Origin of the sequence: Gelidibacter gilvus, from assembly GCF_004115975.1 — a bacterium.
Classification (GTDB): Bacteria; Bacteroidota; Bacteroidia; order Flavobacteriales; family Flavobacteriaceae; genus Gelidibacter; species Gelidibacter gilvus.
Genome location: NZ_SDDZ01000001.1, coordinates 164849 through 178965, shown reverse-complemented (window position 1 = coordinate 178965; position 14117 = coordinate 164849). Strand labels below are relative to the sequence as shown.

The following is a 14117-nucleotide window of genomic DNA, read 5'->3' as shown; positions in this document are numbered from 1 at the left end:
AATCAGCGTGTTCTGCGTTCTATTTAATGGAACACTGATGACACAGATTGAGCGGATTTTCACTGATTTACTTTGTACTCGTTAAATAAATAATGGTCAATATCTGATCAGTGCAAATCATAAAAAATCAGTGTCATCTGCGTTCTATTGATCGTGCAGATTTTCACCGATCCAAAAAACACTTCAATAAAAAAATGCGAACCAAGTATTTAGTTCGCATTTTTTATTTCATCTAATTTCTTCGGTCTTCGGTCATCGGTCACCCGTCTCACCAACTACCTATGACTTCCCGCCAACAATCGTCAATTCATCAACAATATGTTTGGCACCTGAATATTTGTCGATCAACCAAAGGACATATCTGATATCAACATTAATTGTTCTCTGCAAATCCGCATCGAAAATCACATCACCAGCCATTGCTTCAATGTTTCCGTCGAAAGCCAAGCCAATCAATTCACCTTTGCCATTGATCACAGGAGATCCTGAGTTACCTCCGGTAATATCATTATCTGATAAAAAGTTTACTGAAAGCTCACCTTTTTCGTTGGCATAACGTCCGTAATCTTTTTTCTCATAAGCATCCAACATGTCTTGTGGCAAGTCAAACTCATCATCATTCGGAATGTATTTTGCAGCCATCCCTTTTAAGGTCGTGTAGTTGTTAACCTCAGCATCATTCTGTTCGCCTTCTTTTCTAGGTAAAGCTCTCACTTTTCCATAGCTCAATCGCAATGTCGAGTTGGCATCAGGATATTTGATATTGCTCAATCCAGATTCGCGTAATCCAGCTACCAGTTTTCTAAAAGCAGCTTGATAATCGTTCTCTGGTTGTACCAAGTTTTCAGGTTGTTCTCTGTATTTTGTCAATAATTGACTAGATAACTTGTACAATTGGTCGTTTTCTAATTTTGAAGCATCAGGGTTTTGTAAAAATGCCATGACGTTTTCTTTTGAAGTGAAAATGCTGGAATCAAAAGCAGAATCTACAAAAGCTGTAAAGTCGTTGTTGTTTTTATCACCAACTTCTTTTACCAATTCAGGAAGTGGAAAATTTGCTTTAGAAGCGTATAAATTCAATTGTTTGGCAAGAATTTCTTTTTCTAAAGGCAAGTGGTAATCTTTATAAGAACTTTCTATAAACGATTGTAACCTTGGAAGCATATTCTCACGAGCGGCTTGGTTTGCAGCAGCATATTGTTCCAAAGCACCACCCATTCTGTAAGGTAGGGCGGCAAATTTACTGCCACGCAAAATACCAGTTAGGTAGTTATCGTGCTTCGCCTTGTCATTGGTCAATTTGTAATACGCATTGATATCAGAAATTACGTTGCCATACTGAGCTTTGTTTTTCTTGTTATTGGCCCATTTATTAAAAGCGTCCTCAACTTTAGTTTTCGTTGCTACTGTTTTATGATCAGTTAAAGCATCAATCATACCACCACGGTTTTTCCAATAGTTGGCAATACTGGCATAAGAAGACGCATACATCAAATTGATGGCGTCGTCATTATCCATGTATTTTTTCATGACATCCATGCTCACTTTTGAACCTTCAACCCAGGCAGGATAAGCATATTTTACGTTTTGTTCAACCCCTTGTGCAGGCATCCAACGGTTGGTTCTTCCTGGATAACCCAAGATCATTGCAAAATCATTTTCTTTAACGCCATCAATACTTACAGGAAGGTGGTATTTTGATTTTAAAGGCAAGTTAGCCGTAGAATATTCTGCTGGATTTCCATCTTGGTCAGCATATACTCTGAACAATGCAAAATCGCCGGTATGTCTTGGCCATTCCCAGTTGTCTGTATCGCCACCATATTTACCAACACTTTCTGGAGGTGTGCCTACTAAACGCACATCTCTGAAATCTTCATAAACAAAATAGTAGAACTCATTTCCTTGATAAAAAGATCGTACAGAAACGGTATATTTTCCACCGTCGTTATTCTCTTTTTCAATTTTAGCAACCTCTTTATTGATGGCAGCTTCACGTTCTTTTTCAGACATGGTATCATTCACTTGCGATAAGATACGTGTTGAAACATCATCCATTCTAGCAAAGAATCTGACGTATAAACTTTCTGGCTTTAATTCTGCATCGAGTGATTTTGCCCAATAGCCATCCTTAAGATGGTTTCTATCGGCAGAAGATAATTCTGCAATCGCATCATAGCCACAGTGGTGGTTGGTCAATACCAAACCGCTATCAGAAACAATACTGGCAGTACACCCACCATTAAATTGTACGATGGCATCTTTTAAACTTCTATTGTTGATGCTGTATATTTCTTCAGCAGTCAATTGAAGTCCCATTTTTTGCATATCTCTATGGTTGAGACGCTCAATATGCATTAAGAACCACATGCCTTCATCTGCTTTTAGGGCGGATGAAAAGGTCATCATAAAAATGGTTAGGGAGAGCAATATTTTCTTCATGTTTTTAAATTATTTGTGAGTGCCAAAAATATTGAATTTTTATATGGTTTAAGGTCTTTGAAACTGTTAAAACCTTGTTATAATTTAATGGATGTGAACAAGTATCTAAAGTATATGTGTTTCATAATGAGGTGATAATTTAAGTTTCTACATTCTGTAGCCATCAAATAGATGACTTTGGTAGTAACTTTAAACTCTCGTCCTAACGACGGGAATCATCAATAAAACTATAATTATGGACCCAAATCCTACCTTAAAAGGTCGTGGAGCACAAATTAACGTGCCTAATCGCTTCTTCGAACTAAGTCATGAAATTCGTGATGATTTCCTTGAATTCTGTGCCAAGGAAGGTGAAGAAGCCGATAAAAACAGAACGCTCTTCCTCGAGGTTTTTCCAAAAACGATTGTCAATAAAGTTAAAAGCCCCGACGTAGGCATGGGGTACTCCATGAATATATACCAAGGTTGCGAACACGGGTGCATCTATTGTTATGCAAGAAACACGCATGAATTTTGGGGCTATAGCGCGGGCTTGGATTTTGAACGTCGGATTTTGGTAAAAAAGGAGGCACCGCTCTTGTTGGAAAAATTCATCAAAAGAAAAAGTTGGGAAGCCCATCCAATTGTGATGTCTGGAAATACGGATTGTTACCAACCCGCTGAAAAACAATTTGATATCACACGAAGATGTTTGGAAGTGTTTTTAAAGTATAAACATCCGGTGGGCATAATTACTAAAAATGCAATGATTCTTCGTGATTTGGATTTACTAAAAGAACTGGCAAAAGACAATTTGATAGCGGTCAATATATCCATCACGTCGCTTTCTGAGGACACGAGACGGATATTGGAACCCAGAACGGCAACCATCAAAAAGCGATTGGAAACGGTAAAAATCTTATCAGAACATGGCATTCCGGTTAATGTGATGATGGCGCCCATTATTCCTTCAATTAACAGTCATGAGGTATTGGCACTGGCAAAGAAAGTCTCAGAAATGGGTGCTTTGAGCATGGGTCATACCATTGTGAGATTGAACGGTGCTATTGGTGAAATTTTCACAGATTGGATTAAAAAAACAATGCCCGATCGGGCAGACAAAGTGTTGCATCAAATTGAGAGTTGCCATGGTGGGAGTTTGAATGACTCGCGTATTGGAACACGCATGCACGGTGAAGGTGAGATTGCCAAACAAATCAACGACATGGTCAAACTGGCGAAGCTTAAATATTTCAAGGATAAATCGATGCCAAAACTGAACACGTCGCTTCACGAACAGTTTAAGGATGGGCAGCTAAAGTTATTTTAATCCTTATATTTGACATCGTATTTTTACGTCCATTTTTAATGAGTAAACAACTTCTATTTATCGTTTTATTAATTGGTGCTTTAAGTTTAAATGCCCAAGAAAAGGACACTTTAGGAAATAGATCTACCGCTGAACTCAAGCAATTAATTGTGGATAATATAAGGTCAAATCCAAAAACCTCCATTGCTTACAGCAAGTATCTTTTAAAAAAATCTGAAAAGACAAACGATTACGAAACCCAATGCACGGCACTTAATTTTATGGGTGAGTCCAACCGCATACTGGGAAATTTAAATCTCGCTTTGGAGAATCAACTTTCTGCAGAAAAACTTTTAGATAAAGTTGACAATCCAGAATTACAAATAAGTGTCTACAATTCTTTAGGAAACATTCATTCTGATTTAGGAGTCTACGATAAGGTCCTTCCTGCGTATTTTGAAGCCATACGTATTTCTGAAGATCATAAATTCACCTTAAAAACAGTAAGCGTCAAACACAATTTGGCTTATTTTAAAGACCAGATAGGCAACTATGATGAAGCACTTGCAATCCTGAAAGAGGGCAGAAAGGTAATTCTTGAAGATGAAAGTGACCTGAAAAATGAGATTTTAGCCAAAAACAACATGTTGCATGCCATCGTGTTCACGAATTTGAAACAACCAGATTCTGTTTTATTTTACGCCGAGCGCGCCCTAAAGCAAGCTAAAATTCAAAATGATCAATTCTCAATAACCGGTATTTACAGGTTTTTGGGCACTGCCTATGCTGAAAAAAATCAATTTGAAAAGGCTTTTGAAAATTTATATCGAGCAGATTCGATGAACCTTGAGATGGGTAATAAAATAACCCTGATGCAAGCGAGATTTTCATTGGCCTCTGTTTATTATCAGGTGAAAAACTTTGATGAAGTGATTGCCATTTTGGAGAATTCTGTTGCCTTGACCGAGCGTGACAGCTTAAACTATTCTAATAATGACGCCAATTATGAGTTATTAGCAAAAGCCTATAAGGAAAAAGGTGATTACGAAAAAGCGAATTATTACTTTGAAAAATACATACAAAAGCATAATTCCAAAAAAGATCTCAATCAGATCATTGATACAAATTTCAATCAAAAGAAGATTGAGGAATTTCAAGAGGAACTGCTACAACTGAAATCTGAAAAACAGAACCAACAGAGTCATTTTAAGTATTTAGGATTGGCGGCGACTTTAGTGATTTTAGGTTTACTTATTCTCCTTCTGATATTTTACAGAAATAAGAAAAAAAATGAAGAAAAATTTAATAATCTCCATCTCAAATTAAACACCTTAAAAACTGAAGAAAAGACGCAAATAGTGGACACAAAAGATGAGGTGCTGGATGAGAATGCTACTTCAGATGTGAGCGATGACGTCACCCAACAGATTTTAGCAGGTTTGCAAAAATTAGAGGCTCAAGAGTATTTTTTAAAACAGGAGTGCAATGCTTATAACGTGGCTAAGAAAATAAAAACCAATACCTCTTATTTGTCCAAAGTTGTCAATTCGCATTATCAAAAAAACTTCAACACATATATCAACGACCTTCGTATTAATTATGCCATTGTAAGATTGGAGAATGATTCACGCTTCAGATCGTTTTCAATCCAATCCATTTCCGAAGATTTGGGTTACAAAAGTGCCGACTCCTTTACCAAATACTTTAAGCAAAACACAGGTTTAAACCCTTCTTTTTACATAAAACAACTTAAAAGTTTAAAGTAAAAACCCCTTCTTTTACCCTAATTTTATAAATTTAGGGTTGAGGGTTTTTAATTCTAGGATCTTCGAGTTTACAAATTTTAAAGACTAAAAATCAGTTAGTTATATACTAAAAAAGCATCCCCATTTTTCTAAATCTCGGGGAGCTTGTCTTGTTTAAGGAGTTTAATTGCCGGAAATTTGATTTCAGAAACATGAATCATTTAAACCTAAATTATTATGAAAGCAAAAAAACTCATCCTCATTTTTATCGTCTTTGGAGTGGTTGGATTTGGTGTTGGAAAAACGGTCAAGACCTTTGAAAAAAACCATGACCTTACAGATCAGATTCAAACGGTTTTAGAAGAACATTGCAATTGCGAGAGCATTGCGAGAACAACATATTCACACGGAATACAATACAATAAAGATGATGGCTTCACATCGTCAAATGTAGCCTATCAACTTACTAATTGTGACTATGCCAATTTTGATGCTGAAGTAGCACGTATTGATGGATTGTTGAAAGCCAAGGTGATTCGATTTGAATCCATTGATCTTATGACCCTGGATTTTATATCTGAAAGTGGAAAACGAAAAATAACCATCGCTAACGGCAAAATTAAATAGTTATGAAAGTAGATCAAAAAACAAATCAAAAAATCAGAACTATTAAATTTCTCCTTGGTATTGTAGCAGGAGTAGCTATTTATTTCACATTAGAATTATTATTTTAACTTTAAGCACTATATAAAATTATGAATACATTAGTAAAAATCATTGTAACCGTAACCCTGAGCATACTTTCTTTGACGTTAAGTGCTCAGGAAAACAAGAGTTCAAACCTTTGGAAAATTGAGGGAGACAACATCAAGACTTCCTATCTTTTTGGCACTATGCACCTTATTCCGCAAAAAGACTTTCAGTTGAAAGACAAAGTGAAATCTGCATTTGAAGCCTCTGAACAAGTTGTTTTGGAATTAGATATGACAGGTCCAGAATTTATGAAAGATATGATGGCGCATTCTTATTTAGAGAAAGGAACAGAGCTGAAGTCTTACATGGACGAGAGTGAGTACGAATTATTGGATAACTTTTTAAAGGAAAAAACGGGAAACGGCATGCCAATGTATAGCACCATGAAACCCTTTATGCTCATGTCTGTTATTATAATGGCATCGGTGGATGAACCTTTGGCAAGTTTTGAAATGACCTTGATGCAAATGGCAAAAGAAGCCAATAAGGAAATTGAGGGCTTAGAAACTCTCGCATCTCAAGTAGCTGTTTTCGATGCCGCACCTTATGAAAAACAGATAGATGATCTTGTTGAAATGATTAGCAAGCCAGAGGAAAATGCTGAGATTTTTAACAAAATGGCACAACTCTACGTTTCCGAAGATATTGAGGCAATGTATGGTTATATGGATGAATATATGAAAGGTGATATTGTAATGATGGAGAAATTTTTAGATGAAAGAAATAACAATTGGATTCCAGAAATTGCTAAATTCTCTAAAGAGGCTCCTACATTTTATGGTGTTGGTGCAGCTCATCTTGGAGGAGATCAAGGTGTTGTCAACCTATTAAGAGAAGCGGGTTATAGGGTGACGCCAGTAATGGATTAAGATCCACTAAACAGCTTAAGCAACTTAATTTTCTCCAGACCTCACAGGTTTTCCTCCTTCGGCGGACAGGTAAAACCTGTTAGGTCTCTTATTTTTCGCCATCCCACTCCGCATAAAATTGCTCAAGAAATTGCACCATAAATTGGTGCCGCTCTAAAGCGATTTTACGTCCTGTTTTGGTGTTCATCATGTCTTTTAACAACAATAGCTTTTCATAAAAATGATTAATGGTTGGTGCATTTGAAGCTTTATACTCTTCTTTGGACATGTCCAAATTTGGAAGTATTGAAGGATCGTAAAGGGTTCTATTTTTAAAGCCACCATAATTGAACGTTCGTGCAATGCCGATAGCGCCTAAGGCATCCAATCGGTCGGCATCTTGGACGACATCAAGTTCCGGGGATTTGAATTTTTGAACTTCATTGCCACCACCAAAGGAGATGTTCTCAATGATCTTGATGACGTGATCCATAACTACAGCATCCACATCGACGGTCGTTAAAAACTGACGGGCGATCTTTGGTCCGACGGTTTCATCCCCATTATGGAATTTACTGTCGGCAATATCATGAAGAAGTGCGCCGAGCTTTACCACGAAAACATCAACGTCTTCATTCTTCGCAATCAATAAGGCATTTTTATAAACCCGTTCAATGTGAAACCAATCGTGACCGCCTTCGGCATTCTTTAATTTTTCTTTTACGAAAGCGATGGTTTTCTCTATTATCAGATCTTCAGTCATATCTTAAATAAAAAATTCCTTTTAGATAGTTAAAAGGAATTTTGTATGTTTTTGTACTAGGTTATTTTAGACTAGCAGGTTCCACCCATTTAAATTGATAAGAGTTTTCAGGAATTCTCATACGGTCTGCCAAACGTTTCATACGGTCAGGAAGTTTCATGAGATAATCTCTAGCTTTTTCGGCGTCGTCAGAAAGATTTTTAATATTGCCAATTTCCCAACGGGCGATCAGTTTTTCCAAAATATCGACATAATCCGCAGAAGTATAAACCCCTATCCGTTGTGCAGTATTGGAGAATTCTTCAAAGGCGGTTCCTATTTCATTACCAGATTCTCTCAGGAAATGTGCAGGCATGGTGATTTTCTGCTTCATCATGGTTTGAAAGGCAATCATCATTTGGTTAGGATCTACCGCGAAAATGCGTTCTACAAATTCAGAGTAGGCATGGTGGTGACGCATCTCATCGCCGGCAATGATATTACACATTCTAGCGAGTGATCTATTGCCTTTTTCTCTAGCCATTTTTCCCACACGATTATGAGAAACATAAGTGGCCAATTCTTGGAAACTGGTATAAATAAAGTTTTTATAAGGATCTCTATCGGTGCCAATATCAAATCCGTCAGCAATTAAATGTTGTGTCGTCTTTTCAATTTCTCTCATATTCACGCGACCAGACAAGTAAAGATACTTGTTGAGCACATCTCCATGTCTGTTTTCTTCAGCAGTCCAATGGCGTACCCATTTTCCCCACGAATTTCGGCCTACCTGATCCACACCTTCTACATCCATCAACCACGATTCGTAAGTTGGTAAAGCTTCTTCCGTAATCATATCACCCACTAAAACCACCCAAAAGTCATAGGGTAAGTCTTTGGACAATTCACGAATTTCCCTAACATCGTCATAAAAGCTGTCGCTTTCTGAATCTGGTAAAAAATCGGTGGGCTGCCAAATTTTATCTATGGGAATTAAATATTTTTCTATAAGTGATTCGACGTCTTTTTCCAAGTGTTGCATCACTTCTAATCTCACATTTTTTAAAGACATAATCTTGTAATTTTAAGGATGAATATTAGAAGAAATCGTCTCTTCAACAGATCGGATTAATTCTTGCTTATCTACAAAGGTAGCAATTTTGATAGGTTGATGTACAGTGAATTTCAAATGATTTCCAATCCCCATAGGAAATTTTCCGTAGCGCAACATTTTCCAGGAATTGTTGATACTGATAGGAACTATGGTAGCCGAAGGGGCTTTTTTGATCATCATTTCCAATCCTTTTGTTTGAAAAGGTTTTGGAACACCTGTTTTACTTCTCGTGCCTTCCGGAAAAATAACGGCAGCGCGTTTGTTGTTTTCGATATATTCACCAAACTTCATAATGGCAGTTATGGCTTGCCTCGGATTTTTACGATCGATCAATACGGAGCCCCCATGACGTAAGTTGTAAGAAACACTTGGGATACCTCTCCCCAGTTCTTTTTTTGAAATAAATTTGGGATGATGCTTGCGCATATACCACATAATTGGAGAAATGTCGTACATACTTTGATGGTTGGCCACAATGATAAGCGGTTGGTCTGTGTCAATATCATAAGGGTTGGTGAAGGTGAATCGCGTTCCTAAAACATTAAGGCAGCGTATCAAAAAAAACTGAAGCCAATCCACGCTAATTTTATGCGCTTGATAACCAAACACATTGAAGCAAATCCATTGAATGGGATGGAATACAATCAGAGTGATTCCAAAACAAATGAAATATAAAACGGTCAAAGGATAAGCCAATATTTTTCGCATGCTACAAATTAAGAAAAACTCAACCTAAAAACCTATTAATAAATGGCAATGCATTTATTGTTTTCACATTCCAATCGAAGGGGTGGACTTACGAACATGCAATCTGAATATTGTTGACAGGCCACATTATACTCTTGTTCCATTTTGTTATAAGCATCCACGAGACTTCGGAGTTCCAAAGTGTCTATGGCTGTAGAATAGACTAAGTAACTCCACGGTCCGCCGCAGGGTTTGCTCCCAAACGCCAAAAAATGACATTCTAAATCTTTATTACATTCGGAAGTTTCGACAAGAGTTTCAATCTTAGTTCTTATGTCTTCTAGTTTTGAAACATAGTCTTCGCAGGACCTGTCATCCTGATCATCACAGGTAAAAGCGGTTAGTAATAGGAACAGAACAGCTAATTTTAAAACAAATGTTGATTTTCTCATAATAAAGTGCTTTTAATGAAGATGCATTTTGTTCTAAATGGTTGCGTATGAACAAAAAAACCACGATAGATTTACCGTGGTTTTTAAAATTTAAATCTAAAACTTCAAGCTTCGTGCTTCAAGCTGCTTGCTTTTTAACAATACTGGTTATAAGCATCCACAAGGTTTTCTGCAATCAATTCTGCAGGTCTTCCTTCGATATGATGACGCTCTAACATGTGCACCAATTCGCCATCTTTAAACAAAGCCATACTTGGTGAGCTTGGAGGAAATGGAACCATGTGCTGTCTAGCTTGGGCAACAGCATCTTTGTCAACGCCTGCAAATACAGTTACTGTATGGTCAGGATGTTTTTCGTTTTGCAAACTCATTCGCGCTCCCGGGCGTGCATTTGCAGCCGCGCAGCCACAAACTGAATTTATGACTAATAAGGTAGTGCCCTCTTTCGCTAAAGCGGTATCAACGTCTTGAGCGGTATGTAATTCTTCAAATCCAACCTTGGTCAAGTCTTCTCGCATTGGTTTTACTAATTCTGCTGGATACATATATTATAATATTTAAAAGATTAATAATTAATCCCGAAGTTCGGGACTGCAAAGATAAGAAAAAATCGCCTTATTACAGTTGTCGTGTGTTGGTAGTTTGAATGGTAGTATTTCTGTTGTCAATGGAAATTTAAGTAATTATTTAGAACATCAAATGACGAACTATAGTATATTTGGACTACTAAAAATAAAACAGATAGATGAGTTTTTCAAAATGGATAGGCGCAGGATTAGGCTGGTCTTTTGGTGGGCCAATTGGAGCCATCATTGGATTGGTATTGGGAAGTATTATAGATTCAGTTTCTGATAGTGGCACACCACTTTTGGGCGACTGGCAGACCAAGCAGAAAAATCAGCCAACGTACAGAAGACAAGCGCAACCGCAAACGCAGCCCGGCGATTTTGAAGTGAGCCTTTTGATCCTGGCGTCGGTGGTGATTAAAGCCGATGGCCATCAGGACCAACGCGAACTGGATTTTGTCCGACAGCAATTCGTGAATATGTACGGACAGGAACGCGCCAATAAAGCATTTAAATTGTTTAAGGGTATTAATCAGCAACAAATCCCTGTGCGTCAAGTGTGTATGCAGATCCAGCAAATGATGGATCATGCCTCGCGCTTGCAATTGTTGCATTTCCTCTTCGGAATTGCCAAAGCCGATGGGATGGTGACGGATCCAGAAGTGAATCAAATTCATACTATTTCAGGATATATGGGCATCAGCTCTCGGGATTTTGAAAGTATCAAAGCGATGTTTTATGACAGTAGTGACAATGCTTATAAAATCCTTGAAATCACAAAGGAAGCCACAACTGATGAAATTAAGGCGGCTTATAGGAAAATGGCAAAGAAATATCATCCAGATCGTGTGATCCACTTAGGTGAGGCACATCAAAAGGGCGCTGTGGAAAAATTCCGACAAGTTCAGGAAGCTTACGAGAAATTACAAAAGGAGCGTAGGTTTTAAATCCTGTTCTAAAAAAATCAATAGGTTTGAAATCGACTCTGGACGGTAATGGTCTCAGGTTTTTTCACGTTAAAAATCGCTCGGTTTTGGTCTTATATATTTATTCTTTCGTAACTCTTCAAACACTTATAAATTCATTAATTTAGTTTTTTATAAATAGACATTTTATTGATGTTAATTCAAAAAATGTATTAAATCTTATACTATGCAATTGATATTAAGACCCTATGTCTTAAAACTAAGACACACGTTTACCATTTCAAGAGAGTCTCGAGACGAGCAACCTTCATTGATTGTTGAATTAAAAGAAGATGGTATCTCTGGATTCGGGGAAGCCACTTCAAATCCCTATTACAATATAACCATCAAAGGAATGATGAATGATTTGCAGCAATTGGAGCCGCTTATCGCAGATTCCTCTGGCATGGCTCCCGAAGAATTTTGGGAGAAAATGAAGTCGCAGTTAACTCATGATATGTTTGCCCTGTGTGCTCTAGATTTAGCCTACAACGATCTTTATGCCAGAAAAGAAGGCAAAAAACTGTATGAATTGTGGGATTATGACATCAGCCACAATCCGCTAACAGATTATACCATTGGCATCGATACTATTGAAAAAATGGTCTCTAAGATGAAAGAAATGCCATGGCCGATTTATAAGATCAAATTAGGTTCGGATCGGGATATTGAAATCATTACCGAATTGCGTAAACATACCGATGCCATTTTTAGGGTAGATGCCAATTGTGGTTGGACAGCAGATGAAACCATTGCCAATGCCATAGCACTTAAGGAATTGGGAGTAGAGTTTATAGAGCAACCATTACCAGCCGACGATTGGGAAGGCCATAAAAAGGTGTTTGAACATTCTGTACTGCCAATTATTGCTGACGAAAGTTGCCAGGTAGAAGCAGATGTTGATAAATGCTTCGAACATTTCCATGGGGTGAATGTGAAGTTGACCAAATGTGGAGGACTGACACCTGCACGACGTATGTTGGTCAAGGCGAGACATCTGGGAATGAAAACCATGGTGGGCTGTATGACTGAATCCACTGTGGGGATTTCTGCCATTGCTCATTTATTACCACTTTTAGATTATGTAGATATGGATGGCGCTCTATTGTTGGCCAATGATATTGCTACTGGGGTGCGCATTGAAGATGGTGAGATTTTTTATAGTGATTTGCACGGAACCGGTGTGACCTTAACCTAATAATCAATGACTGTTGATCAATTTCCGGATCGGACCATTTTAGTTGATGGCAAAACCTATCTTTATTTTGGAGGCACTTCCTATTTGGGGATGGCTACTAACCCTGATTTTCAAAACCTGCTTTTTGACAGTATCAAAACATGGGGCACCTCTTACGGGAGTTCGCGGAATTCTAATATTCAGTTAAGAATATACCAAGAAGCAGAGGCCTTATTATCGAAAAACTCTGGCGCTGAAGCGGCGCTTACGGTTTCATCAGGGACGTTGGCTGGAAGACTAGTGATTGATTATTTGACAGAAACACACCAACATTTTTATCATTATCCAAAAACACATCCCGCCATTCTTGAAAATTCAAGTCGGCCTTTGTTTATTGATGGAGAATTACATCCAGGATTGAGAGATGAAGTAAAAGAAGCCGTTGTGGTTACTGCAGATGCGCTTTTATCCTTAGCGGTCAAACCTACAAACTTCGATTTCTTGGACGACATTTCTTCAAGTAAAACCATCACGTTATTAATCGATGAATCACATAGTTTGGGCATTGTCGGCAAAGACGGTACAGGCATTTTTAAAACGATTACCCATCGAAGTATTTCGCAAAAAATAATGATCAGTTCCTTGACCAAAGCTTATGGCTGTTCTGGAGGTGTTATTGTTGGAAATAAAAGGCTTGTTGACAGCATAAGAAATGCTGTGGTGTTTATCTCGGCTGCAGGAATGAATCCAATCTTTTTACAAACCTTTGTAAAAGGCCAGGACATCATCCAGGATCAACTTAAAAAATTGCGGGAGAACCTAAAGTTTGTATATGAAGATGGTTTGCCACCTCAATCTTATTATGATCAGGATTACCCTGTGATCTATTCCCATAGTAATGTCATTTTTGACTATTTGAAATCCAAGGGCATCATCATCACTAATTTTAAATATCCCAATTATGAGGCTTTGATGAATCGGATTGTCATCACTGCCAACCATACAAATTCCGATTTGGAAAAATTGAAATCAGCTTTGAGATTATTCCAAAAAGAAACCCTTCACTAAAATTTGTGAAGGGTTTTTTATTCCATTGAAAACAGATTTAATTTTGAGCGTCCCACCATACCGGCGTGACTGGAGTATTTTTTTGCATAATTTGAATTATTTTTATTAAAGTAGCACGGTAAATGTAATAAAATAATAGATAAGGTGCATTTTTGGCAATTCTTTAGACCGATTATAAATAGAATCGTACTTTGGCGATGATAAATTGATTTTCTTTACTGATTTCGCTTTTTTCAAAATTATCAACTAACTTTCGGAATATTAATATTT

The 14117-nt window shown here is 37.5% G+C and carries 13 protein-coding genes; 7 read left to right on the top strand and 6 right to left on the bottom strand.

The genetic code is table 11. From position 1 onward, the window contains the following. Nucleotides 1-279: 279 nt before the first annotated feature. Nucleotides 280-2442 carry a S46 family peptidase gene (locus tag ESZ48_RS00765; RefSeq protein WP_129015402.1) on the bottom strand — a complete coding sequence of 721 codons (2163 nt, stop codon included), beginning with the start codon at nt 2440-2442 and terminating at the stop codon, nt 280-282. Between the two features lie 235 nt (nt 2443-2677). Here ESZ48_RS00765 and ESZ48_RS00760 point away from each other — a divergent pair, with 235 nt between their 5' ends. From ESZ48_RS00760 to ESZ48_RS00745, 4 genes are all read left to right on the top strand, one after another. Further along, nucleotides 2678-3751, top strand: a complete 1074-nt coding sequence (locus tag ESZ48_RS00760) for a PA0069 family radical SAM protein (RefSeq protein WP_129015401.1) — start codon at nt 2678-2680, stop codon at nt 3749-3751. A gap of 38 nt (nt 3752-3789) precedes the next feature. Further along, nucleotides 3790-5496 carry a helix-turn-helix domain-containing protein gene (locus ESZ48_RS00755; RefSeq protein WP_129015400.1) on the top strand — a complete coding sequence of 569 codons (1707 nt, stop codon included), beginning with the start codon at nt 3790-3792 and terminating at the stop codon, nt 5494-5496. Between the two features lie 216 nt (nt 5497-5712). After that, nucleotides 5713-6102: a hypothetical protein gene (locus ESZ48_RS00750; protein ID WP_129015399.1), complete on the top strand. Its 390-nt coding sequence runs from the start codon at nt 5713-5715 to the stop codon at nt 6100-6102. 128 nt (nt 6103-6230) lie between these two features. Further along, nucleotides 6231-7097 (top strand): TraB/GumN family protein, encoded by an 867-nt coding sequence (locus tag ESZ48_RS00745; protein ID WP_129015398.1) that lies wholly within the window; start codon nt 6231-6233, stop codon nt 7095-7097. An 88-nt stretch (nt 7098-7185) separates the two neighbouring features. On the opposite strand, the gene ESZ48_RS00740 is transcribed toward ESZ48_RS00745, so the two are convergent. From ESZ48_RS00740 to ESZ48_RS00720, 5 genes are all read right to left on the bottom strand, one after another. After that, complete coding sequence (locus ESZ48_RS00740) at nt 7186-7839, bottom strand: HD domain-containing protein (protein WP_129015397.1); 654 nt, start codon at nt 7837-7839, stop codon at nt 7186-7188. Nucleotides 7840-7900: 61 nt separating this feature from the next. Further along, nucleotides 7901-8890, bottom strand: a complete 990-nt coding sequence (locus ESZ48_RS00735; protein WP_129015396.1) for an acyl-ACP desaturase — start codon at nt 8888-8890, stop codon at nt 7901-7903. 12 nt (nt 8891-8902) lie between these two features. Then, nucleotides 8903-9640, bottom strand: a complete 738-nt coding sequence (locus ESZ48_RS00730) for a lysophospholipid acyltransferase family protein (RefSeq protein ID WP_129015395.1) — start codon at nt 9638-9640, stop codon at nt 8903-8905. Between the two features lie 35 nt (nt 9641-9675). Further along, complete coding sequence (locus ESZ48_RS00725; RefSeq protein WP_129015394.1) at nt 9676-10071, bottom strand: hypothetical protein; 396 nt, start codon at nt 10069-10071, stop codon at nt 9676-9678. Between the two features lie 134 nt (nt 10072-10205). Beyond that, on the bottom strand, nt 10206-10616 hold the full coding sequence (locus tag ESZ48_RS00720) for a BrxA/BrxB family bacilliredoxin (RefSeq protein WP_129015393.1): 411 nt from the start codon (nt 10614-10616) through the stop codon (nt 10206-10208). Nucleotides 10617-10816: 200 nt separating this feature from the next. Between ESZ48_RS00720 and ESZ48_RS00715 the strand changes: the two genes are divergently transcribed. The 3 genes from ESZ48_RS00715 to ESZ48_RS00705 all read left to right on the top strand — a co-directional run bounded on the left by ESZ48_RS00715 (nt 10817) and on the right by ESZ48_RS00705 (nt 13847). Next, entirely contained in the window at nt 10817-11584 is a 768-nt protein-coding gene (locus ESZ48_RS00715; protein ID WP_129015392.1) for a TerB family tellurite resistance protein, read from the top strand. A gap of 205 nt (nt 11585-11789) precedes the next feature. Further along, nucleotides 11790-12800: a dipeptide epimerase gene (locus ESZ48_RS00710; RefSeq protein WP_129015391.1), complete on the top strand. Its 1011-nt coding sequence runs from the start codon at nt 11790-11792 to the stop codon at nt 12798-12800. A gap of 6 nt (nt 12801-12806) precedes the next feature. Continuing rightward, nucleotides 12807-13847: an aminotransferase class I/II-fold pyridoxal phosphate-dependent enzyme gene (locus tag ESZ48_RS00705; RefSeq protein ID WP_129015390.1), complete on the top strand. Its 1041-nt coding sequence runs from the start codon at nt 12807-12809 to the stop codon at nt 13845-13847. Nucleotides 13848-14117: the final 270 nt, after the last annotated feature.